Source organism: Paenibacillus sp. FSL R10-2796, from assembly GCF_037965315.1.
Lineage (GTDB): Bacteria > Bacillota > Bacilli > Paenibacillales > Paenibacillaceae > Paenibacillus_AQ > Paenibacillus_AQ odorifer.
Window position 1 is genome coordinate 849,049 of the sequence record NZ_CP150178.1, and the last position, 25,561, is coordinate 874,609.

Genomic DNA, 25,561 nt, shown 5'->3' on the forward strand with positions numbered 1-25,561 from the left:
ACTAAGAATTCCTAAACACACCGTATAAAAGGAAAGACTTGTTACTATCGAGAGCACCTCCACTAAAATTTGTTAGACTAGGAACTTGAAGCTGTAAACACTCATGAAATTTGAAAACACCATATACCTAATCCCGATCAAAAGCTTTATACAACGTGACATAGTAGGTTTAAATTATCCTCAGTCAGACTAAGGATTCCTAGGGAAAGAAAAGCAGTGAGTATACTGATTGATAATGAGTTAGAGTAGAACAATTTCAAGGGAACGAAGTTTTTTATTAAGTTTGCAGGCGCAATGTATGTGAACCCATTAGTACGAAATTAATTTACACATTAAAAACACCTTGGGATGAGCTCCTCAAAGTGTTTGCAATTGCAATATTTAAAAAGTATTAGCCAGATTAGGGAGAATTGAGAAGGCGAGTTGCATATTTAGGTTCTCCATGTGCTATCACGAATTAGGCATGCTTAAAGAGAGCATAACTCTAGCCGCTAGGTAGGAGCGTAATTACAGCTTGATGCTGTTTTGGCCTGTGGAGAACAGGTACGAGCATGAGGAGTGCCCAATTGATAGATGTAGTTTCATTTTAACAAAAAAATGATTAGAAATATAGAAAAGGAATGATGTAACTTGAAAAAAACTTTTACTGTTTCTGAGGTTGCCCAGTATTTAAATGTATCAACCGATAGTATCTATGCAATGGTACGAGAAAATCAAATTCCTCACGTTAGAATTCGAAGAAAGATAATTTTTTCTATTGAGATACTAGAGGAATGGCTTCGTAATCAAGGTTGAATTTGAACGGAACTTGGAGGAGTTGCAACAAGAGCTCCAAATGAAACCTTATGATGAATTTTTACAAGGAAAAATCGCTGGCACCAAGAATACACTAATTATTTGCCGTATATACACTAGACCCAAAGATGGTTAACAATTAGATATAATAATTGATACTCCGATGTAATGAGAAACGTATGTTATAATTATAAACAAATACCGATACTTAAGGAAGAAGGACGATGATTCAAATGAATCAATTCAAAGACATTCAAAAACTAATTAGGCTTACTGGTGAACGAGCTAAGTTAGATGCTAAAGTAAACGAGACATACATTGTATATAAAACTGAACATGGCCAAATCGTAAAGGAATACAATAACGGTAATGTTATTCCTGTGCCTGAAAAGGACGGTTCTCATGCATGATTCGGCTCCTGTCATGTACGTTTTTGCAGGTAACAATGGAAGCGGAAAAAGTACAATTCGTAATCTAATTGTTGATCGAATTGGAATCAGTGTTAATATTGATCCCGATTCATTGGCCCGAGGAATCGATTCAATTAATCCGGATAGTCGAAAAATTTCTGCAGGAAAAGAGGCTATTAAATTAGCTAGGGACTGTATTCGTAACAAACGTGATTTTTCAGTTGAAACAACATTGGCCGGAGGTAATGTCATTCGTCTCATGAATGACGCTAAGGCGAAAGGATTCGAAGTTTCGATGTTTTATGTTGGTTTGGGTGATTATCACTTGAATATCGAGAGAGTAAAGGTTCGTGTTAAAAATGGCGGACATCACATTGCTACTGAGGATATTATCAGAAGACATGATACTTCCATTCAAAACTTACTTTCACATCTACATTTAATTGACCATCTAGTTGTAATAGATAACAGCCATACAGAAGGTGTCGTTATTCTGGGTGCAGATGACGGTTCAATAACATATCGGTCGGATTATCTTCCACAATGGAGTGAATCCATTGTGCATAGATTACAGTCCTTGTAAGAGCAGCCAGAATATTTGGGCTGTTCTTTTTGAATACAAATGAAAAATTTTGAAGCTGAACTAGAGGGGGAAATGAGCGAGTGTGACGAAAAGAATGACTTAATCGAAGAGTAGAAAAAGCTGAAGATCAAGCTGCGGTCAAACAGGTTGTTTGGACGAATAAAACTAATGAATGGGATGAGTTGTAAGAAATTATCAAGCGCAGATGCATGGAGAACTACAACAGAGAAGCTAAATATGGCTTTTCCATCGATTGAATTGTCACAGGCCAATTTGGGACCAATGAGTTGGACCTACTCGTCAATCTACTCGCTTATAATCTATTTGAACGCTTTAAGCGTGACTGCTGCGAGCCCGTCCATCAACGCTATACCATTGACCGCTTCCGAAAAGAGTTTTTTCAATGTGCGGCTATCTTAGTTCGGCACAGCCGCACCACGATTCTTAAAATGGCTCAACGTTTTCGGTCTGCTACGCTTGGAAGCGAATCGAAGCTCGAATTGCCCAATTGGAATGACATCCAAAATGTAACAAGGGAAAGTAGTTGCCCTTTTTTTGGGAGGGGGGAAGAACCATTCATTTTTCGGAATAAGTCATTCACATAGATCAAGTCACTAACGACGAAGCGTTTGACTTCTGTTTGATGAAACTCTCTGTTCAATACATTCGCTGTAGCTGACTCATTACACGTACTTTTGTGTGGCTTATATTGGGCAATGGTATACGTGGAAACCCTTCATGATTCGTCCAATGCCACGTCTAGATAAGATCATTCCACGTTCTAGAAGCTTTACTTTTATTTTCCGAGTGCCATAAACTCGTCTATTTTTTTGGAATATGTCCACGATCGCTTCAGTTAGTTGCTCTTCAGATTGTCGGTCTTTGGCTTCGTAGTAGAAGGTACTCTTTTCGATTTGTAGGACGTCACACATTGCTGATACCGAGTATTTATCGATTATTCTGGATGATAGCTACCTTTGTCCCATGAGCAGCGAGGGTTGCTTTAAAATGTCGTTCTCCATTTTTAAATGTTGGATTTCTTTGCGTAGAAGAATAAGTTCGTTCTCTTCTGTAGAACGATTGTCTTTCTATTTAAAGGATCCTGACGCTTGTGCTTGTTTAATCCAGCGATCCAATGCAGATGCGGTGAAATCGTACTCTTTCACGATATCTGAACGAGTTTTTCCATTGTTATATAGATCAACCATTTGCTTTTTGAATGCTGTTGTAAAGGTACGACGTTGTTGTTTTGGCATTGTAGAGATCCGCTCATTACGTTGATAGATTTATTCTACAAGCCCTTATTTTTATTGTCCAACTAAGTGTAGCCGATCCATGAACGAATTGTTATAGATAGTGAGAATGATGTGGTAATTTGTTATAGGTATAATTATTAACGATTCACAAGTAAATGAGAGTTTATGAAAATAAATAGCACTGGTTTATTAGAAAAACTGTGCAAATTGAATTTGATAACAAGATCAATTCCATGTAATTTACCGTGCTCAATTTCTCAGATCCAACAGTGCATCATATTTGTAGTAATCTCGTTATGTCTAAATATAGCTGATTCATTAACTGTTTCACGTGCTTACCAGATCACTTGCAACTTAAATGCTAGTGATTTTTTATTTCTAACCACTAGCATCATCCCCTTTGTATACACATTAAAAATCAAAAAAACTGTCTTGACATCTTGTGGCACCATATTGTCTACTCACTTAGTGTCCAACTTCTATAGGGAACTAAATGATTTTACTAAGTGCAGTGGGTGTATAGTTAGGATTAAATCTTGGAAATATAAATCAATTTCTCATTTAACTAGCAATTGTTATAATAACAAAAATGGAGGTTTTAATATGGAATACTCATCGGGAATGACAAGTGAACGATGGTACCAGCAAGAAATTGAATATATTTTGGTCTCATTAGAAAAAGGTGAGAGTAGAGAAGAAATTCGAGAAATTGTTTTCAATAAAAATCCATTCTTACTGAAAACAGAGTCAGCGCTACAAAAGCGATTTCAGTTAGCCTTTAATAGGGCTATTAGTTTAACTAATGAGCTTAGAAGACTTTATTTAACAGGTACAAAATACGATCAAAAAGCATTGATTTTATATACATTTTTAAAAAGATACCGTTATGCTTACGAAAACTTTTTTGAATTGATTATTTATCGTTATCAACAAAAGAATAAACAGCTAACGTTAGTACATATGAATTTTTATATGGAGGAAAAGGAGCAACAATCAGAAAAAATTGCTAGTTGGAGTAGTGTTTCTAAGAAGAAGATTAGCAACACTATCCTATTATTTTACAAAACAAGTGGTATAATTGACCTAAGTGATAATACATATACAATCTCAAAATTACATGTAAGTTCACAGTTAAAAGAATATGCTTTCAAACATGACAACTTATTAGCAGCAATGATTAAGTTAGAGGTTGGTGGAAATATTGACGATTTATAAACGACTAGAGCAATTAGAAGCCCGTATTCACCAAGAGGGTTTTACTACACCAACAGGAATTGGTAGTGAAATCCCACATTTCGTATTCGATTATCCAGCGGAAGATGAATTGATTGTACGTACATATACAGAGAGTTTATTAAAGCGTACACCCTTAAATATAATAGAAATAAATATGTTTCAATTCCTGCTTAAATTATTTGAAGACGATTTAGAGGAACTTATTGAATTGGCAGAAGAAGAAGGGTACGAGGAACTTTCGCAGGCAATTCAAACAGTACTTGAGGACCGTACGTTGTTAGTGGATAGCTTTATAGAACAAGCGCAAGGAGCTGAGCTCATTTTTATAACAGGTGTAGGTACAGTACATCCGTTTATTCGTTCTAGCCATCTACTAAAAAAACTATCTAATCATGCTTATAGGACGCCATTAATATTGTTCTATCCGGGACATTTTACAGGTCTCGATTTACGATTATATAATCAATTCCGTCACGAAGACGAATATCAAATTACGAGAATTTCTTAGGGAGTGCGTTACATGATCATTAAAGATATCTTTAAAGAAGATATTAATCGGCCTATTAACGGTGTTGTACAGGCCGGACAAACAGACGTAGAAACGATTCACACGGAGTTAAGGGAATACGTTGTCACAGATGAGATTTTAAATAGCTTAAAAGAATTTTATAAAAACTATGAAGACGTTTATAGAGTGCCTACAAAAGACGTGGGTGTTTGGATATCTGGATTCTTTGGTTCAGGTAAATCTCATTTTTTAAAAATCCTTTCTTACTTACTAGATAACAAACAAATTAAAGGTCGTGCGCCATTCGAGTATTTAGAAGACAAAATTAAAGACGACGAGTTAATAGCAGCGATGCGGCGAATTGGCGGTAAATCATCTGATGCATTACTATTCAATGTTGGCTCTGAAGCAAGTACAAATGCGACACGCGGCAGTAAAGAGAGTATCATTGAAATCATTTTACGTATTTTTAACGAGCATGTTGGATATTCAACGACGCTTTGGGTGGCGGATTTTGAACGCCAATTAGAGCGCGAAGGGAAGTACCTTGCTTTCACAAATAAAATTGAAGAACTATACGGCGAAACGTGGCAAAACTATCGTTTAAAATTCCGTATGCGTTTTGGGAAAATGATTGCGGCGTTAACGGCAATTGGCTATGACGAAGCATCTGCAGATTTTATGGTACGCAATGCACAAAAAGAATTTAGCATTTCAGCGAAAGAATTAGGGAAATTAATCGCTGAATATTGCCAGTCAAAGGGTGCAGATTACCGTTTAGTATTCCTTATTGATGAAGTAGGTCAATACATCGGTATGGACAACAATTTAATGCTCGACTTACAAAATGCAGTGGAAGAAATCGGTGCTGCTACAAATGGACAAGCTTGGATTGCTATTACTTCACAAGAAAACATTAAATCCGTAGCAAACGTTGTTGATACAACAAGCTTCTCGAAAATCCAAGGCCGCTTCAAAACACGTATTAATCTATCCAGTTCCAATACAGATGAAGTATTAAAGCGTCGTTTACTTGAAAAGTCAGAAACGGCAGCCAAAACATTAGAGGCCATGTATGAGCCAAATGAGCAGTTAATTCGCAACCGCTTATCTTTTGATAAAGAAAAAACACAATATCGTTCAGCGTACCGATCAACAGATGAATTTGTTGCCATTTATCCGTTCGTTCCATATCAAGTAGAACTATTACAAGCTGTACTTGAAAAAATCGGTATTCATGGTGAAGGAAGTTCTTACGCATCAAGAGGTGAACGTTCACTGTTAAAATCATTCCAAGATGCAGCGATTAAGCATAACGAAGATGAGCTTGGCACGATAGTAACGATGGCTGAATTTTATCCGACGATTCGTCAGCATCTAGAGTCATCAATTGTACAAACAATTACGAAAGCGGAAAACCGAGCAGCTAATAACGAAGGTCTGTACGCAGCGGATGTGGATATTTTAAAAGTCCTTTACTTAATTAAAGGAATCGATCATATTCAGGCAATATCAAGTAATATCGCGGCGCTCCTATTAACACGGATTGATGCCGAGCAAAATGAAATGGCAATTAAAGAATCGTTAAATCGTCTAGAACAAACGATGTTTATTGAAAAACACGCAGACGGTACGTATTCTTTCCTTTCAGATGAGGAACAAGAAATTAATAGTGAAATTCGTAATGTAGATGTGAATGTGAGTACGATTAAGGCAAACTTAGCAGAGACATTTTTCACTGAAATGTACAATAAGGCGAAATTTACAAATAGCAAAGGCTTTATCTTTGAATACAATAAACGCTTTGACAACTATTCAAAGTCAAACATGAAATATCCGTTAACGATGCAAGTTATTGCAGGCTCTATGACACCAGCAGAATCGGCTTTGCAATCGGTTGAAGGACAAATGGTTGTTTATTTAAACGAAGAACTAGTGGCAGAGGCAGAAGAAGCAATTCGCTTATCGGAGCAAATTCGTCGTTATGTATCTGCAAAGCGTAACCCAAGTACAACACAAGCTCAGCACCGTATTTATGATGCGAAATTAGCGAGTGTCGATGATTATGATCAAAAAGCAAAAGAGCTATTGGCAAAAGCATGTGAATCAGCAACTTTCTATATTCAAATGCAAGAACGTACATTCCGTGGTAGCTTTGAAAAGCAAGTAAATGATGCATTTGAAATGCTTGTACAAAACACATATAAGTATTTAGAATATATCGATGAGCCAATCTTGATGAAGAATGTGACAGCAGAATGGAAACGTATATATGAGCAAGGAATTCAACAGGACCTGCTAAATACAACAGGAAATATTCGAGCTTACAATGCAGTGCTTCGTTATTTAGAAGAACTGATCCGTTTCCATCAAAAGCCTTCATTAAAAGAGGTACTAGATAAATATAGCCAAGTGCCATACGGTTGGACAGAAATTGATACAATCGGTATTTTGTTAGCGTTACTGCATGCGAATAAATTGAAATTTACGATTACAGATGAACTGTTTAGTCCAACTATCGCAACGGATTTCTATACAAAGTTAAATCGCACAACAGATCGCGATAAAATTCGTATCGTACCTGAAATTGAAGTTGATCCGAAAGTACGGAGAGAATTCATCGCATTATATAAAGATTTATTCGGTCGATTAGATGGTGGGGATTCTTATCAAGAGTTTGCAGACGCTTTAACTGCGGCAATGGATAAACATTTTAGCGAACCACTTCAAAACATTACGGATTGTTATCAACGAGGGAATTCAGCGCAATATCCGTATCCTGAATATACAAAAGTAGTCGCCATTTCAAATGATATAAAACGCTTAATGCAAATTCGTGATCCAGAACAGTTAGTGAAAGCTTTTATAGAAGCAGAGGATGATCTGATTGATGCGCAAGAACAGCTTGAAGATTTATCAGGCTTTTACTTAAATGCACCAATTAAACGATTTGATGAAGCAGTACAATACCTAAATACGATTTATAATGATCTAACTCATACACAGTCGGACGAAGTGAAATTATTAAAAAAACAACTAACAGATATTTTAATAAAGGCACAGCCGTATCGTGATATTCCGTTAATTCCTTCAACTATTGAAAAGTTACAGCAGGCAATTGCACAGGAAGTGATTGATCATAAACAAGCGGTTCGTACACAAATTACACAGTTAGAGCAAAAATTAAATGAACTTCAAGAATTTTATTCAAATAACGAGGTAGTAAGTAGCATAATTTCTGAAAGAATGCCCCGATTTACGAATGTACTGAAGCAACTGTTAGAAGCTGATAGTTTAATGATGATTCAAATGAAATTAAACGAGCTACGTGATGTGACAACACAAATTCAGCAAGCCGCAAAACAAAAAGAAGACGAATTACTTCTTCTAGCGAAAAAGCCTGTAGGGGAAACACCAACTGATCCTACATCACCGCCAGTTATTCGAGAAAAAGGGACAAAGGTTATTTCATCGCAGACACTACGAGGGATGTTAGTGAAAACGGAAATCCAAACACAGTCCGAATTAGATGATCTATTAGCAGGGTTAAAACAACAACTTTTAAAAGAGTTAAAAGACAATACATTAAAATTTGAACTATAAAAGGGAAGGGGGAGATCCCCCTTTCTTTTACTTACAAGAGGTGAGCAAATTATGAATAAAACTGCATTAAAAAACTTCGCAACTTGGTCACGTCGTAAATTAATTGAGCAAGTTCAAACAAAAGCACTCTTATATGGAATTGATGAAAAGAATGGTTTGCATATAGAAGAACAGTTTGGACAGCTATTAATTAATGGCGAAAAGTACCCGTTATCAATGAAAGGCGCTTTTAAAGCATTACAAAAGCAATTAGAACAAAAAGGTTATAAGCAATTGCTGGAAGAAGCAGCTTACACATGGTTTAACCGAATCATCGCCATTCGCTATATGGAAGTACATGAATACTTACCTGAACGAGTGAATGTGTTATCAAGTAGTGTCGGACGAGTAGATCCGGATATTTTATTTGAATACGATACGATGGATTTAGGGATTAATCATGAGGAAGTACGTGAGCTGATTAACACTGGTAATACAGAAGCGGCGTACCGTCTTTTATTTGTAGCGCAATGTAATGCGTTAAATCCAATCCTGCCGTTTATGTTTGAAAAAATTCAAGACTATACAGAGTTACTATTACCGGACTTCTTACTAGATGCAGAGTCTGTCATTAAAACGCTTGTTCACAGTGAAGAACTGACAGAGAGTTTTGCGGAAATTGAAGTGATTGGTTGGTTGTATCAATACTATATCGCAGAGGAAAAAGACCGTGTCTTTGCGCAAAAATCCAAGTATAAAAAAGAAGAAATTCCATTTGCGACACAACTGTTCACACCAAAATGGATTGTACAATACATGGTACAAAACTCACTTGGCCGTTATTGGACAGAAGCACATCGAGAAGACGAAGATTTAATCGATAACTGGGAATACTTCATCAAACATGAAGAAGAAGACTTCCGCGAAAAGATTGCTCCATATGTGAACAAAGAATTAAAAGTAGAAGACATTAAGCTACTGGATCCTGCAATGGGAAGTGGACATATTTTGGTATACGCTTTTGAAGTATTCTATGAAATTTACGAGAAGTGCGGATACCCAGAGCGTGATATTCCACGCCTAATTTTAGAAAACAACTTATACGGCTTAGATATTGATGATCGTGCCTACCTATTATCAGCATTTGCGATAGTAATGAAGGCAGCTTCACGTTCTAAACGGTTCTTACGGAGTTTAGAACGTAAAGGTATTCAATTAAATTTAGCGTCGATACAAGAAACGAATCATATTACAGATGAACTAATTTCCTATATTGCCCAACAAGAAGTTGGTGAGCAATATAACAGTGTGAAAGCATTCTTTGATCAATATCATAATGCAAAAACATACGGATCGTTAATTAATATTACAGAACGTGAGATTACATTTATTGAAGAGCGACTTGAGCAAATTGAAAATAACCCTGTAGAAGATTTATTCTATGTGGAACAGCATGAGATTGCGAAACAAGTAATGCCGGTATTGATTCATCAGACAAAGATTATGCGGAACGAGTATGATGTTGTGGTGATGAATCCGCCTTATTTGGGTTTTGTTAGTATGGGAGAAGAATTATCTAAATTTATAAAGAAAAATTATGAAATAGGTAAATCTGATTTATATGCAGCATTTATGCTTCAAAATTCGTACTTGAAGAAGAAAGGTCTGTTTGCAGCTATTAACCAACAAAGTTGGATGTTTACCATTTCATATAAGGATCTAAGAAAATATATTATTGAAAATAAAACCATTGATACAATGATACATTTAGGAACTCGAGCATTTGAAGAAATTGGTGGTGAGAAGGTTCAATCAACAATGTTCGTATTAAGGAACTATAATATTAGAAATCTTCTTGGTATATATATAAAACTAGTAGATTATAAAAATCATTCTGATAAACAAGCAGCTGCATTAAGAATTATAAAAGATAAAAATAATGTTAAAAAATTCGAATTAGACCAATTAGTCTTAAAGGAAATAATAGGATGGCCAATAGCGTTTTGGGCATCTGATACAGTTAGGGAATTATTTAAAAAGCATCAATTACTAACAAGTCACGGGGAAACTAGAGAAGGCCTTACAACAGGGAATAATGAAAAATTTTTGAGACTTTGGTATGAAGTAGATTTTTCAAGAACCTCCATGCACAGTTCTCCTAATAAATATTATCCATTGATGAAAGGTGGAACATATAGGAAGTGGTATGGTAATTTAGAATATGTTGTTGATTGGGAAAATGAAGGATTTGAAATTAGGAATTATAAGGGCAATGGGAAAAAAATTAAATCGCATAATTATAATTTAGATTATATTTTTGAAGAAGGAGTTACTTGGACTAGAGTTACTAGCCTTAATACTATGGCATTTAGGTATATGGAAAAAGGGTTTATTTTCGATACAACGGGGGCTTCGCTCTTCACATATAAAAATAATGAGATAAATGTAAAGTATATTTTAGGTTTACTAAATTCAAAGCTTAGTAAGTTGTTTATCCCAATTCTAAATCCCACAATGGCTTTACAAGTGGGGTCTGTTGCTAAAATTCCGCTTATAATAAAGCAGGAGAAGGAAATAGTAGATTTAGTGGAAGAGATTATTGAGATTCATAAAAAAGATTGGAATAGTAATGAGATATCTTGGGAATTTAAAAAGCACCCATTAATAAATTATGATTCTGATAAATTAAAATTAAGGGTAGAAATGTTTTTAAAAGATCAAAAGGATTCAATAAAAAAGGTAATTGAAATTGAAAGTTTAATTAATGAAAAATTTATTAATTCCTATGGATTAGAAAAAGAACTTACTTCTGAAATATCAGAAACAGAAGTAACTTTAAATAGTGACAATCAAAAAAAGATTGTAATTAAATTCATCTCATACTTTATTGGTTGTTTATTTGGGAGATTTAAAAGCGGTCTTCAAAATGAAGGACAAAACGTAATTAATTTTTCAGAGAAAAAGTATTTTGATAATGATATTATATTTAAATTGCGAGATTTTCTTAGCATAGTTTGTTCTAAAGATACAATAGATGAGAATATGCAATGGTTAGCAGAAGTTTTAGAAATGAAGGATGGAGAAGATGCAGAGTCTCGTATCCGCCGTTATTTCTTAGATGAATTCTTTACAGATCATTGTAAAATGTACCAAAAACGCCCAATATACTGGTTAGTAGACTCTGGTAAACAAAAAGGCCTACGAACTTTGATATATATGCATCATTATCAACCTGACACAATGGCAACAATCCGTTTCGAGCATTTACAAGAAATACAAGCGAAGTATCAACAAGAAATTGCTGACTTAGAAAATCGTTTAGTAAATCCTAACTTAAGTGCGACAGATAAGAAAAAGCTAAATGCTGAGAAAGTGTCGTTTGAAAAGAAAATCGACGAGCTTCGTGAGTTTGATAAACGTTTAGCCGCCATTGCAGCAGAGGAAATTAAAATTGATTTAGATGACGGTGTGAAGGTGAACTACGAGAAGTTTTATCGTGGTGGTAAAGGCGTTTTAGCGAAGATTTAATAGTTACTGAGTAAAACATTCGTTATACTATTTTTATAGTGTGACGAATGTTTTATTATATAAATGGAAACACTTTACTCTTTGATAATGTAGTGAGGATAGATGATGTTCAAATTGTTTATAAACTCTTATTATAAAAATGATGCGTTATAAATAATTTTCGAAAGGAGCTTCACATTGAACGTATTACAATTATTAAAAGAACGCATAGAAGATGAGTTACATAAAAAGAGCAAGCCTCGTACGGTTGTGTTTTGGTATGACGAGCAGGGGGAGTATACGGTGGAATCGTTAAAAGAAGAACTAGCAGATCAGCCGATTCATGTGCGAGCCTTGACACGTAATAATTTCTTCTCGTTAAAAATTGAAATTGAAACAGAGAAAAAGGACGATTCATTTTTACTATATGCGAATTTTGCAAAACCTGAAAAGGAAAAAAATTATTTGCTTGATATGGAGCTGTACGGTACAGAATTTAAAGCAGATACGACGGCTTTATTTGCAGAGCAGCTACAAGTGAGTGATGCACTGCTGCGTGACATGATACATAAGTATCCCGAGTTTTTCAAAAGTGCAGAACGTAAAGATAAGCTAAAAAAAGTGTTGAAGCCACATGCGAGTGAGCGTGAATTTGAATATGCAATATTAGCTGTATTGACTGGGGCGCAAATTGCGGATATGGATAAAATTGCGCAAAATCTATTATTGGCTGGCTTACAAGAGTACATAAATGAGCTTTATAAATCGATTGCGAAGCGTTTTAGTAAAGAGCAACTCTTTGTATTATTAGGACAATATTTTGGTGTTCATGTTGAGGAATATACGTTGCAACATTTAATGGAGCATATTTTGTATGCCCATTTCCAACGTTATGCTCAGTTTGAGGATGCTACGTTGCAGAAAAAGTATGAAATGACCCGCGCTAATGCCAGCGCTTTATTTATAGATGATTGGCTACAAACAAAAGACCGTGAAGTGTTAGAGCAGTATATGAAAGAAATTGAAGAGAAGTTTTCAATTGTTAAATTGTTAAATGACCGTCCAATTGAGCATTATGCAGATATTTCAACGTTTCCTGTTATTGATGTGTTATTAATTGAAAAGCTAGTGACAGAGCTACTGCATCATACGGCTAATCTAGAAGAATGGAAAGATATTTTACAAAATCGCTTAAACTTGCATTGGGCAAATCGTAACAAACGTATTCATAGTATGTTAACAATATTAGTACATGCGGTCGATTTAACAATGTATAAAACGTTGTTAAAGAAATATGATACGCGTATTCCGTTATATGTGCAGTATGCAAGTAGCTTATATTTAATAGATCAGGCCTATCGCCGTTTTATAGTAGGTTATAAGCAACTTGAAAATAAAGAAGTATTAGATGAGTTAGCTGAAAAGTTAACAAACTGGTATGAAAATAAGTATCTATCAAAAGTGGCGGAAGAAACCAACTATACGTTAGAACAAGCTGAACTAGATAAGCTTCCAAAACAGGCTGCTTTCTATAGGGAAAACGTTGAGCCAATTATGAAAAAGGAGTCAACCCGTGTGTTTGTCATCATTTCAGATGCATTACGTTATGAAGCGGGTGCCGAGTTGCGTGAACGATTAGATGCACGGTCAAATGGTAGCGCTGCAATTAGTCCACTTGTTGCCAATATGCCAACCTATACACAGCTCGGAATGGCTTCGCTTTTACCACATAAAACATTAACGATCGATACAAAAGGTACAGTACTAGCAGATGGTGAGCCGACAAATGGTTTAACGAATCGTATTAAGATATTACAAAAATCTGAACCAGAATCGATTGCTGTTCGATTTGATGAAATTTCATCTTGGTCACGTGCTGCAGCGGATGAGCAGTTAAAGGGTAAACGTTTAGTATATATATACCATGACGTAATTGATGCTACGGGTGATTCTGTTAAATCAGAGCGAGAAACATATGCAGCAGTAGCACGGGCGTTAGATGAATTAGAGATACTTGTGGACATGCTTTCTAGATGGCAGGCGAAGCGGATTTTCATTACGGCAGATCATGGGTTCTTATATCAAAATTCGAAAGTTGAAAATGCGGAAAAAGTAGCAAGTGTTGACGGTGAGAAATTTGATGGCAATCGTCGCTTTTTCATTGGTGAAAACTTAGTCATTGGTGATGGGGCAATAGCTGTACCAGAAACCTTTACGACTTTACAAGGTGCAGAGAAGGCTATTGCGAAAGGAATCAACCGTTTTGTTGGTGGCGGTGGGTTACAATTTGTACATGGCGGTGCAACACCACAGGAGTCCATTACACCGTTAATTGATTATCGCCGTACGTCACAAGCGGCACCAGTAGAAATTAGTGTAGCGATGCCATCACGTGTCATTAAAAACTTCCGTATTGAAGTGCCGATGTACCAAGAGCAAAGTATTTCAACAGAATTTATGGCTCATACTGTTCGTTTTGCGTTTTATTTAGAAGGAGAACGTATTTCGAATGAAATTGATTATACATTTACTATGCAAGGACTAAACCATGAACGTACTGCGAAATTAGTATTTGATTTAACCGAGCAATATTATAAAGCAGGTCAAAAATGTACGCTAAAAATGGCGACAGTAGAAGGAAATAAAGTAACGCCTTATAGTGAAGCGGAATTTACGATTCATATGTATAATGCGTTGTATTAGTAAGGAAGCCCTGATAATTTAATCTTCAGGGCTTCTTTTAGTTGGATAAGAACACATACGCTCATGTTATTGACATAAGTTATCCATTGTAATAGAACTATTCATTAACAAATGATTTGCGTTGTTCTATACTTTAGCTATAAGAACTTAATGGATGTGAGGAATTTACTTATGCTCAAAGTTGGAGAAATTATTAAAGGCTCATTCTGGCCAGAAATCGTAGAAATTAAGCACTTTGAAGAAATCGATGAAGACCTATATCTAGTAGAATCGATTGGACGTAAAACGAATAAGTATTATGAGCAGTATCTAGATAAAGCACAGCTTTGTCAGCTAGAGAACATCAAAGAAGAAGAAAATACATTTAATGCCGAGCGTCTGCAACATTATCTTCAATATTACATTTTAAAAGTCGAAGAGAAGTACTCTCAGTCCCGCGCACGTGGGAATAAAAAGGTTATTCCGCTTCCGCACCAAATTGAGGCTGTTTACAGTCGAATGCTACAGTCTCCACAAATTCGCTATTTACTTGCCGATGATCCAGGGGCAGGGAAAACGATTATGGCTGGGATGCTCATTCGAGAATTAATGGCTAGACAAGCGGCAGAGCGAGTTTTGATCTTAGTACCTCCATTAGTGTTAAAGCAATGGCAAGAGGAGTTAAAGGATAAGTTTGGGGAAGAGTTTACGATTGTTAATCGTAGCCTATTGAATAGTTCGAGCGAAGTGAATCCTTTTGAAACACATGACAAAATAATCGCATCGCTTTATTGGGCTGCAAGAGAAGAGATTAAAGCGTACATAATGAAGGCTAATTTTGATTTAGTCATTGTCGATGAGGCTCATAAAATGGCTGCCTATACGCATGGAGTGAAGAAACGGAAAATTAGTCGAACGAAAATTTATCAGCTAGGAGAAGGTTTACTTCGCCATACCGAACATTGCTTATTGTTAACTGCTACACCCCATAAGGGCGATAAAGAAAACTTCCGTCATTTGATGAGCTTAGTCGATCATGATATTTTTTCACGATTAAATACAGGAGAATCTATTTATGAAAAGAGTAATCCGTTTGTTATTCGTCGTTTAAAAGAAACGATGAAAAACTTTGATGGCACTCCATTATTCCCGAAGCGTACAACGAAAACAATTGCATTTGACTTAAGCTCTGAAGAACAACAGCTCTATGAAGAAGTAACAGCATATGCTCGTGAGCATTTTAATAGGGCGAAGCAAAATAATAAACCAAATGTTGCGTTTGCAATGATGATTTTACAGCGTCGTTTAAGTTCATCCATAGATGCGATTTATTTATCGTTAAAACGACGAAAAGAAAAGTTAGAAGAACTACTGCAGTCGGAAATATCAACAGTTAAAACGGTTGAACCTTTTGAATATGATGAACTGTCGATTGATGAACAAGAGGAAATTGAAGCACTAATCGAAGGTGAAACGGATGTCATTGATATTGAGGAACTTCGTTTGGAAATCGCTGTATTAAGTGATTTAGTTCAAAAGGCAGAAAGATTGGTATATCAAGATGTAGAGGTTAAGTATGCTGAACTAGAAAATACGCTATTTGGTGAGTATGGATTGCTTTCTAAAGGCGAGAAAATTTTAATTTTTACAGAGTCGAAGGACACGTTGTATTATCTTGAACGAAAGTTATTAAATCACGTATCTGAAATTACAAAAATCGTCGGTAATTTCTCAATGGACCAGCGTCGCGAACAGGTAGAAAAGTTCCGTAATGATGTGCAAATTATGCTAGCAACAGATGCAGGTGGGGAATCTATTAACCTTCAGTTCTGTAATCAAATGATTAATTATGACATTCCGTGGAATCCAAACCGTTTAGAGCAGCGTATGGGCCGTATTCATCGAATTGGGCAAAAGAATGAAGTGTTTATTTTCAATCTAGTTGCGAGCAATACACGAGAAGGTGACGTTCTTATTCGTTTATTAACAAAAATGGACCAAATGCGTGAAGACTTAGGACAAGATCAAGTATATGACTTTATCGGTGAAGTACTTGAAGAAAATAATATAGATTTGGCGAATTTAATGGAACGTGCAATTAGTGGGCGTGAAAATCTCGATGAGCTTGTAGCAACGATGGAAAAAACGTTATCTGACGAACATAAACGCTTATTAGAAATTGCGAAACAAGAGCGGCTAGATGACTCTAGTTTTGATTTACCTGGTGCGAGAAGGGCCTATCAAGAAATTTCAATTAATAGTATGCCACCGCGTGTATACGGCGAGTTTGCAGTAAAGCAATTTGAAACGACTCGAATTAAAATGAATTTCTCAAATGATTACAAAACAGTTCGAATAGATCGTTTCCCTAAAAACATTCGTGAATTAATCAAGAGAAAGAGATATGCATTACGAACAGATGAATCGTTAAGATTTTCATTGAGTGCTTCTAAACAGACAGAAGATGTATTGCTATTGCCTAATGATCATCCTATTAATAAGCTAGCGATGGAACTAGCAAGTCTGGAGTTGCAACAGGTTGCCTTACCTGTTTGTCATGTAAAAGCAACTGTCAGCGAGCCGTTAATTATTGAAATAAGTCGTATAAGTGTGGTAGATGGGAATAGTCGAGAATTAGAGCAGGAATTGATGTTACTTGCTAAAAGAGAAACAGGGGGATTTATTCAAATTGATCCTTATTTCTTATTCCAACAGCCATTAACGTATGTAAATAGTGTAACCAACGAAGATCAGTCGTTTAAAAGAGAGTCAATTATTCAAGCGAAAAAAGTGCTGCAATCCGTTCAAATGAAGCGGGATGACTATCTAAATCGTAAAATCACCTATTTACGTCACTCATTTGATGAACAAATGCACGTATTACAGGAACGTCTAACAAACTATTTAGAAGATAACCTAAACAATAAAAATAGCGCATTAATCAATCAGACATACACGCAAATTGAAGATTTAGAAGAACGCAGTAAAGAACGATTAGAGGATATCGAACGTGAACGAAGTATCCAACTACAATCGATTAAATTGGTTGCACAATTACATGTTCAACCGATTAGTAATGTTGCACGGATTATACCAGCTGATTATATCGATGTTGTGAAGCAATATGAATATGATAATGGTCGATTAAATATCCGTGAAAAGAAAGCATACGGACTAATCGATTTCACAAGTGAAGAAGCAGATGGTAATACGCGCTTTATTTTAGTAACGTCATCATTAAAAGCATTAGATGAGCAGATAATAGTAGAGGATTATAAAGAATTAAATGGTTCTGTGTATGTATATATATTAGTTGATGGACAGATTGTTAAAGAAATGAAAATAGAACAATTAGTGGGAGGAGAGGAATGGCAGAAATTAAATACGAAGTAATAAAATAAATCAGCATATTATCCGAATCAGCAAAGGTTGGAAAAAGGAACTAAACCGCATTAGCTTGAATTGTAATACCCCGAAATGAAGTATATGAGGAAGTAAACAGTTAATATATTTATTGTTTTGTAAAAAGCAGTCTAGGAATTTGGTTTTCGGGCGGCTTATTCTTTATGAAAATTATCAGAAAAATATAACTACAAGGAGATACAGATGAAGCTTATTATTAATCGGAAGACTATAAAATACTTGTTTATTGCGTACCATCGTTACCATCCTCCTGTTACTAATAGTGTAATGGATATATACTCTTAGTGTCCAACTTCTTTAGGAGGCTAAATAGCACGAATCACCAATACAAATTCCTTGACAAGTATTAGCTTTTTTTATGCCTTAAGAAGCTAGTCATAGCAAGGCTTTGAATTTATGAAATTAATTCACCTAAATAGTAACGTTAAATTAAATATAAAAGAGATAAAGAACTTATAAAATTCAAATGATAAAGCTTTATAGGCTTGAAAATGATAAAATATATATGCCTAAAGACGGATTATTGCAGACAGTAAGCACCTGTAAAATAGAGAAAATTCTATTTTTTAGGTGCTTTTTAATTCTGAACAATTGATTCAAGTATTTTCTTAAACTCTTTTAAGCTCTCTTTTACTTTTTTATGAAGGTTATTCTATCTATATATGATAATAAGTTATAGAAAAATAGGTCTAATGAATGATAATTATTCGAGAGAAGTTAATAATACCCAATATATGTCTATCTTATCTGATATAATTTAACTAGTCATGTGAAAGGAGATTACAATGCCAAGTCAGCTAGACTACAAAGGAAATAAAGCATTTCGGTTGTTGTGCATGCACGAGCGATTGAATAAAGGTGAATGGATTAGTAAAGAAAAGCTTGCAGTAGAATTCAATGTAACAAAAAAAACAATTCAACGTGATATTGATGATTTGCGTGCATATTTTGCTGATAACTCCTATTATAACGAGCTTAAAACGATTAAATATGACAAGGGACAAAATGTCTATCATCTGGATGAATCCACTGATACAAAGCTGAACAATATGGAAGTAATGGCTATCAGCAAGATATTGCTAGAAAGTCGTGCATTCTGTAAAAGTGAGGTAGATACGCTGCTATTTAAGCTAGTTGTGCAGCTTTCTTCTAATGATCGTAAGCTGGTGGAGGAAGTGATTCGTAATGAGCAATTTTATTATGTTCCACTTCGTCATAATAAGGAACTAATCTCAATTCTATGGGATTTGTCCCAATACATAGCAAGAACCGAGTTGCTGCATATCAGCTATGTTCGTAAGGATGGTGTAGCAAGAACACATCTAGTAAAGCCGGTTTCTATTATGTTCTCAGAATACTATTTTTACTTAATCGCATATATGGCAGAAAACATGAAGGATTATCCAACGGTTTTTCGTATTGATCGACTAGAAAGTATTAACAGATCAGGAGAACGATTCACAATTCCTTATCGAGATAAATTTAATGAAGGTGAGTTTCGCAAGCGGGTGCAGTTTATGTATTCAGGCGAACTTAGAAGGGTGAAATTTGAATTTAGTGGCAGCTCACTAGAAGCAGTACTGGATCGGCTACCTACTGCTGAAGTATTAAGTGAGACAGATGGTAAATATATCATTAGTGTCGAGGTATACGGCACTGGCATTGATATGTGGCTGAGAAGTCAAGGAGAGTATGTCAGAATCGTTGAATAAAAGATAAAGGGGTAATAGTAATGATTACAGATTATACAAGTCGTAAAAATGAAGTGTTAGCTTCCTATGAACAATTTCAGAAGTGTATTGATAACTTAGTTACCGTATTGAATGAAGCGGATCTTCCCGACTTTACTACTAAATGGAGCAAGTCCTGGAATGAAGCAAAAGATAAAGCTGAAAACATTCGTGAGGATCGTTTTCGATTAATGATAGCTGGTGAAGCAAAAAGCGGAAAATCTACGTTCATTAACGCATATCTTGGTGTGGAATTGCTGCCGATGGATGTTAAGCAATGTACCAGTTCCATTATTGAAGTAAAATATGGCGAGCAGTTAAAGCTGATTGCAACCTATGCAGACGAAACCATCAAAGAGTTTAAAGAAGAAGTGACTATTCGTGGATTTTTAAAGGAAAATGCTGCACTTGATGATGATTGGCGAGACATTCCAGTGCCTACCATTAATCAAGAGATTTTAGTAAAAGCGGGTCGCAAATTTCCTAAAGAGGATAAGAAAACGATGGTTCCAAAGGAATGGATCGAGGATTTGCTAAAAGCTCCAGAAGTACAGGCTGCTAATATTCATAATATTACTAATTACAATGAGAAAATTCGTAGTTACATTGAGAGTAGAAAAAATGCATGGCAAAACATTGTAACTAAAATTGAAATCTATTACCCATTAAGCGAAGAGTTGAGGGGGATAGAGATTATTGATAGTCCAGGGGTATGTGCCAGAGGTGGAGTTTCAGAGATAACGTCGGACTATATTGAAAAAGCTAACGCGATTATCTTTCTTAAGCCTATTTCAGGGCAGGCTCTGGAATCGTCACAGTTCAACGAATTCTTAAAAACTTCCAGCTTGGATCGTAATTGTGAAGCGTTGTTTTTAGTACTAACCCGTGCTACGAATGTGCCTCCTAGCGATCTTAAGCGACTTGAAGTAGAAGCATTTAAGCAGTTTGGTTCTGGTGTGCTTCAGAAGCACAATATTCTTATCGTAGATAGTAAAGCGGAGCTTTACGTGAATGAATTCGCTGATGAAGAAAATATTGCAGATAGAATAAGAGAGCTCAATAAAACAGGAACACTAGATGAGTTTGTCAAAGGCACATGGTTTGATTATATGGGAGATAAGGAAGGCTTTTTAGAGGGGCTACGTGAAAAGTCTCGCTTTAAATACATGAATGAAGTTCTATCGACATTTGGTAGAAAAGCGCATTATCTCGCTTTAAGTGAATTACTTGTGCTTATGAATAAACTATACAACCGTGTTATTGGTGACTTACAAGTACACATTAATATGCTGCATCAAAAAGCAGAGGATCCTATTGAGCTTAATAAAAAAATTGCGAGTATAATCAATCAGCTTGGTGATATTGAGAAGAAAATGCATATTGGTGTCAATGAAGTTATAAAGGGCTACCAAGGTAATAACGGTATCATTAAAAAAAAAGTTGACGTAGCGATTCGAGAATTTAAGAGCGAAATCGAAAACATAGACCATAGCTCGGAAGAGGTATTCGAGGATCTAAAGCGCCATTCATTTCAAAAAATAGATGAGCTTAAATTGTTAAAGAAGGATCTCCAAGATGAGATTTTACAGAAATGTAATGAGCTTTTAATTAAGCTAAGTGACGCGAGTGATATTCCGTACACTTCATTCGAGCCTGATTTTTCACCAGAGGTTTTTGATGAAATTAAAGCGGAGACTGAGAAAGAATCACAAGAGACGGTTACGATTGAAGAAGGAGTTACATTTAAGAAGACTAGGACATACTCGAAATATTCTCAACATCTACATTACAAAATTATTTCTAGTAGTATTGTGGATCGCTTAGGCAATATCGCTAATAAATTGATACCAAACTTACTTAAATTCGCTAGTAATATTGGTGCACGCTATAAATCTGAATTGGAAAAGAACTTTAAGGAGAAGGAAACAGAATTAAGAGCAATTAAAGAAGCGAAGCTGAACGCAGAACGTATCCAGAAGGTTATCACGGAGCTGGAAACATTAAGAACAACATTGTCATCAGCTGTGAATGAAAATAATCGATTGAATGGTGGGATTAAGAGATATGATTAATCTTGCTTCGTATGCTCCAACGCTCAAGCCTGAAGTTGACAAGGTCTTTCAAGAATTAACAGAAAAAACGGATAAGATTATTAGCTTCTCTACTGATCAGAATAAAACAGTAGAAAGAATCGTCGAAACGGTATCCACAGAAATGACGATGTTCGGTTCCTTAATGCTTAATGATATGAGTGAATATCTATCCGAACAAGTACTAGAATTGTCGTTTTTCAGCTATACTGCAAGACAAAATAAGTTTTATAGAGCGAATCTCTCAAAAAAAATATCAGATAAATATATCTTCGATCGTTCATCTAGCAAAATTAAGTATAGCGAAACTAACTCTGTAGCTAGTTCGCTAACTGTTACGGCAGGGACGGCGGCGTTAGGAGCTATTTTAATTGGGGCACTTTCACCTTCGAATGCAGTTGTACCTATTGGCTTCGTTGTTGCTACGTCGATTGCTGTATTTTGTGTATCCTATTACAAGATCACACCGAACGCTAACAAAGTTGCTTTTAACAAAGCAGTTACTCAGTATCTTGCCGACATGAAACAGGAGTTTATACAGTGGTTTGATAAGGTTGAGAAGTATTACATTACATGCGTGAATGAATTAGTCCAACAAATTCGTACAGTGGAGAGCAATGCATGAGTCATAACGTAATCGCGCACAGATCCAATGAGTTTGAAACGGATAATGTTGTGCTAGGACAACAAACGAGTAAGCTGTTAGAGCTTGTTTATCCTGGTTATCTCATAAATAATAGTCAATTATCCGAGCAACTATTTGAACGGAATGCAGATGTGATGCTTGACAGTATGACATTCTTTCGTATTAGTCAATGTACGATTGAAAATGCAGATCAATTGTTTACCAGCTTGAATACTCAAATTGAAAAGCTATTTACAGCACTTCATTCTATTAACGTTGCGATCGCCTACGGAATTATTAGCTACGAGGGAACGACTAACCTTGTGCTTGGTGTTAACTTGAAAGAGGATGTAGAACCTCTTAAAAATATAGTTGAGGGAATGCTTACAGGTGTTGTGCTAGAACCGTATACTCCAAGCTTTAGTACTAGACCTGATATTGAACGAAGCTATGGCATGTTGTCAGGGCTTCCAACCGTTTCTATCAAAGATCAAAAGCAAACCTTTAGTCTATCTTCGATTATGCGAAGTCTAAATGGTTCAGATTATACATTGTTGTTCCTTGCTAAACCAGTGTCAACACCGACTGTTATGCATACGATTAAAGAATTAATTCAAGTAAGAGATAGTGCATTTGCTATAAGTAAGAAAAATGTAGCACGAAGCATGAGTTCAACTGAATCAGAAACGATTACTACGAATGAAAGTGTTTCTAAAAATAGTAAAGCTAGTGGGATTTCCGCTGGTGTAGGCACGGTGGTAGGTGGTGTTATAGGAACCTTTGTCACTCCAGGTATCGGAACAATGGCTGGTTCAGCACTTGGTGGGGGCTTAGGTATGGCTATCGGCTCTGCTATTGGGGGAAATAATCATAGCCAAGGGCATAGCGAGGCTATTTCCAAAGCGATTATGGATAGTGAAGCCACTTCAATAGATGTGCAGAACGGCTTTGCGATAGAATTAATGAATTATGCGGATCATGCGATAGAGCGCCTTAAAGGTGGTCAAAATAACGGAATATGGCAGAGTGTAATTACCTATTCTGCTGATTCAGAGTTTTCCAAAAATATCATTCAAGCGTGTCTGTGTGGTGAGTTATCGAAGCCAGATCCTAACAAGCTTCCGGTACTTACGTTTTCACCGAGATTACAATTAGAGAATAATCAACAACTATTAATTCCTGATTTTTTGAACGACAACCTACAGAATCCATTTTGCTCGAATATTAATTCAGCGGAACTCGGGCTGCTCTGTACGTTTCCAACAGAAAGCGTTCCTGACTTTGAACTGCGTATTGCTAAACAATTTCCTCTTATTAAAAGTAGGGATGATAAAGCTGCAATTATGGTTGGTAATGTTGTGGAGGGCAAACGGATCGTTAAAAATATGCCATTTTTGTTGAGCTTAAGCGATCTTAATAAGCATACCTTTGTATGTGGGATTACTGGAAGTGGAAAAACAACGACGGTTAAACGGATATTAAACGAAGCGAAAAAGCCTTTTCTAGTGATAGAATCGGCAAAAAAAGAATATCGTAATATGGTGCTCAATCCGACGGTTTATACATTAGGCAAGCCAGAAATTAATAGCCCACGGATCAATCCATTCTATATTATGCCAGGGGTGAGTCCAGGTGTACATATTGATTACTTAAAGGATTTATTCAATGCGTCTTTTTCGTTTTATGGACCTATGCCGTATATTTTGGAAAAATGCCTTCATAATGTGTATAAAAATAAGGGTTGGAATTTAACATTGGGCTATCATCCAATGCTAGTGAACGAGCGTAGTAACGTTGATTTTTTTGATGTGAATTACATAAGAAAGAAGTATGCATTGCAAGCACATCGTATGCTATTTCCTACAATGCAGGAGCTTAAAGCGGAGGTTGAGCGCTACATTAAGGAAGAGATGGATTACGAGGGTGAAGTTGCAGGGAACATTAAGACAGCAATGAAAATTCGCCTTGAAAATTTATGTAGTGGATCGAAGGGGTATATGTTTAATACGTATGAGCACCCTGATTTTGAGATGCTACTACAGGATAATGTTGTATTTGAGCTAGAAGGAATTACAGATGATTCGGACAAAGCCTTCTGTGTTGGCTTGATATTAATTTATATTAATGAATATCGACAGGTGGCTAAGGAGTCACAAGGTAATCGTAAGTTGGAGCTTCAACATCTACTCGTTATTGAAGAAGCACATAGGCTTCTAAAAAATGTAGAAACTGAGCGAACAAGTGAAACGATGGGTAACCCAAAAGGAAAGGCAGTAGAGCATTTTACCAATATGATTGCTGAAATGAGATCTTATGGTCAAGGAGTAATTGTTGCTGAACAGATACCTAGTAAACTAGCTCCTGACGTCATTAAAAATTCATCCAATAAAATTATTCAACGTATCGTAGCTGCTGACGATCAGCAAATTATCGCTAATACGATTGGAATATCTCCTGACGAAGCCCTATTGCTCGGGACGCTTGAGACGGGGTACGCGTTATGTCATAGGGAAGGAATGGCATTGCCAGTACCTATGAGAATAAAGAGTGATGATGATATATATGTAAGTGACGAAGCACTATATAATCAGGGGATTGCAGAAAGAATAAAAAGGATCAATATTAGTATCGCACGGAGTGTAATGTATGAAGGTGATTACATTAAGCTTAAAGCATTTACGCTACTTAATACCTTACTAGTAGAAGAAGCAGAGCTGGTAGTTGAGGCGTCTGAGCAGATGATGATTGAACTAGCTAAGTATTTAAGAGTTAGGGATGTTGCTTTAATTCAATGTAAGGATTCTAGTGAGATATGTGCTGTTATTATCTCAGAAATGCTACAAAACTTCTTATTTCGAGGAACGTATGCGGTTAAGTCTCTTCCTGATGATGATACAATTCGTATGATAGAGATTCTACTTGTTACACCTTCTCAAGAAATTGTGCTGCAGTTAAAGAAGCATCTTGCAGCTTTATATGGTCGCAATCCTGAGATGCATGCTAAGCGTCTAGTATCTGAGCTAATAAAGAAAAGGCTATCTTCTGATCTTAATATATCTGCAACGATAGATTCATATTTTGCAAAACTTTCTGATCATACGAAGCAAAGCATCACGACGCTAATTGGAGGGTAA

Annotated in this window: 14 protein-coding genes and 1 pseudogene; 14 read left to right on the top strand and 1 reads right to left on the bottom strand. The window is 36.0% G+C overall.

Annotation, left to right across the window (positions count from 1 at the left end):
• The first annotated feature begins 630 nt into the window (after window positions 1–630).
• The 4 genes and pseudogenes from NST58_RS03910 to NST58_RS03925 form a co-directional block, all read left to right on the top strand.
• A complete protein-coding gene (locus NST58_RS03910; protein WP_339246312.1) occupies window positions 631–795 on the top strand; it encodes a helix-turn-helix domain-containing protein in 165 nt (54 codons plus the stop codon).
• 224 nt (window positions 796–1,019) lie between these two features.
• Entirely contained in the window at window positions 1,020–1,205 is a 186-nt protein-coding gene (locus NST58_RS03915) for a hypothetical protein (protein ID WP_339248818.1), read from the top strand.
• Window positions 1,198–1,788, top strand: a complete 591-nt coding sequence (locus NST58_RS03920) for a zeta toxin family protein (RefSeq protein WP_339246314.1) — start codon at window positions 1,198–1,200, stop codon at window positions 1,786–1,788. Before NST58_RS03915 ends, NST58_RS03920 begins: the two co-directional genes overlap by 8 nt.
• A 200-nt stretch (window positions 1,789–1,988) precedes the next feature.
• Window positions 1,989–2,305, top strand: a pseudogene (locus NST58_RS03925) (transposase); the annotation flags it as partial.
• A 571-nt stretch (window positions 2,306–2,876) separates the two neighbouring features.
• On the opposite strand, the gene NST58_RS03930 reads toward NST58_RS03925, so the two are convergent.
• Entirely contained in the window at window positions 2,877–3,044 is a 168-nt protein-coding gene (locus tag NST58_RS03930) for a transposase (protein ID WP_339246317.1), read from the bottom strand.
• Between the two features lie 603 nt (window positions 3,045–3,647).
• Here NST58_RS03930 and NST58_RS03935 point away from each other — a divergent pair.
• The 10 genes from NST58_RS03935 to NST58_RS03980 all read left to right on the top strand — a co-directional run bounded on the left by NST58_RS03935 (window position 3,648) and on the right by NST58_RS03980 (window position 25,561).
• Window positions 3,648–4,259 (top strand): BrxA family protein, encoded by a 612-nt coding sequence (locus NST58_RS03935; RefSeq protein WP_339246320.1) that lies wholly within the window; start codon window positions 3,648–3,650, stop codon window positions 4,257–4,259.
• A complete protein-coding gene (locus tag NST58_RS03940) occupies window positions 4,237–4,788 on the top strand; it encodes a BREX protein BrxB domain-containing protein (RefSeq protein WP_339246323.1) in 552 nt (183 codons plus the stop codon). The genes NST58_RS03935 and NST58_RS03940 overlap by 23 nt, the downstream gene beginning before the upstream one ends.
• Window positions 4,789–4,800: 12 nt before the next feature.
• Entirely contained in the window at window positions 4,801–8,391 is a 3,591-nt protein-coding gene (gene brxC, locus NST58_RS03945; protein WP_339246325.1) for a BREX system P-loop protein BrxC, read from the top strand.
• A gap of 51 nt (window positions 8,392–8,442) precedes the next feature.
• Window positions 8,443–11,898 (top strand): BREX-1 system adenine-specific DNA-methyltransferase PglX, encoded by a 3,456-nt coding sequence (pglX, locus tag NST58_RS03950; RefSeq protein WP_339246328.1) that lies wholly within the window; start codon window positions 8,443–8,445, stop codon window positions 11,896–11,898.
• 177 nt (window positions 11,899–12,075) lie between these two features.
• Window positions 12,076–14,580 carry a BREX-1 system phosphatase PglZ type A gene (pglZ, locus tag NST58_RS03955; RefSeq protein ID WP_339246330.1) on the top strand — a complete coding sequence of 835 codons (2,505 nt, stop codon included), beginning with the start codon at window positions 12,076–12,078 and terminating at the stop codon, window positions 14,578–14,580.
• Between the two features lie 171 nt (window positions 14,581–14,751).
• Entirely contained in the window at window positions 14,752–17,952 is a 3,201-nt protein-coding gene (locus NST58_RS03960; RefSeq protein ID WP_339246332.1) for a helicase-related protein, read from the top strand.
• 815 nt (window positions 17,953–18,767) lie between these two features.
• On the top strand, window positions 18,768–19,694 hold the full coding sequence (locus NST58_RS03965; RefSeq protein WP_339246335.1) for a WYL domain-containing transcriptional regulator: 927 nt from the start codon (window positions 18,768–18,770) through the stop codon (window positions 19,692–19,694).
• 20 nt (window positions 19,695–19,714) lie between these two features.
• Window positions 19,715–21,784: a dynamin family protein gene (locus NST58_RS03970; protein WP_339246338.1), complete on the top strand. Its 2,070-nt coding sequence runs from the start codon at window positions 19,715–19,717 to the stop codon at window positions 21,782–21,784.
• A complete protein-coding gene (locus NST58_RS03975; RefSeq protein ID WP_339246341.1) occupies window positions 21,777–22,427 on the top strand; it encodes a hypothetical protein in 651 nt (216 codons plus the stop codon). The genes NST58_RS03970 and NST58_RS03975 overlap by 8 nt, the downstream gene beginning before the upstream one ends.
• Window positions 22,424–25,561 (top strand): DUF87 domain-containing protein, encoded by a 3,138-nt coding sequence (locus tag NST58_RS03980; RefSeq protein ID WP_339246344.1) that lies wholly within the window; start codon window positions 22,424–22,426, stop codon window positions 25,559–25,561. Before NST58_RS03975 ends, NST58_RS03980 begins: the two co-directional genes overlap by 4 nt.

What these genes read in the sequence shown, in the direction of transcription:
- NST58_RS03915 (WP_339248818.1), top strand. Translation starts at nt 1,020, where the DNA reads ATGATTCAAATGAATCAATTCAAAGACATTCAAAAACTAATTAGGCTT.
- NST58_RS03920 (WP_339246314.1), top strand. Translation starts at nt 1,198, where the DNA reads ATGCATGATTCGGCTCCTGTCATGTACGTTTTTGCAGGTAACAATGGA.
- NST58_RS03930 (WP_339246317.1), bottom strand. Translation starts at nt 3,044, where the DNA reads ATGCCAAAACAACAACGTCGTACCTTTACAACAGCATTCAAAAAGCAA.
- NST58_RS03935 (WP_339246320.1), top strand. Translation starts at nt 3,648, where the DNA reads ATGGAATACTCATCGGGAATGACAAGTGAACGATGGTACCAGCAAGAA.
- brxC (WP_339246325.1), top strand. Translation starts at nt 4,801, where the DNA reads ATGATCATTAAAGATATCTTTAAAGAAGATATTAATCGGCCTATTAAC.
- pglX (WP_339246328.1), top strand. Translation starts at nt 8,443, where the DNA reads ATGAATAAAACTGCATTAAAAAACTTCGCAACTTGGTCACGTCGTAAA.
- NST58_RS03960 (WP_339246332.1), top strand. Translation starts at nt 14,752, where the DNA reads ATGCTCAAAGTTGGAGAAATTATTAAAGGCTCATTCTGGCCAGAAATC.
- NST58_RS03965 (WP_339246335.1), top strand. Translation starts at nt 18,768, where the DNA reads ATGCCAAGTCAGCTAGACTACAAAGGAAATAAAGCATTTCGGTTGTTG.
- NST58_RS03970 (WP_339246338.1), top strand. Translation starts at nt 19,715, where the DNA reads ATGATTACAGATTATACAAGTCGTAAAAATGAAGTGTTAGCTTCCTAT.
- NST58_RS03975 (WP_339246341.1), top strand. Translation starts at nt 21,777, where the DNA reads ATGATTAATCTTGCTTCGTATGCTCCAACGCTCAAGCCTGAAGTTGAC.
- NST58_RS03980 (WP_339246344.1), top strand. Translation starts at nt 22,424, where the DNA reads ATGAGTCATAACGTAATCGCGCACAGATCCAATGAGTTTGAAACGGAT.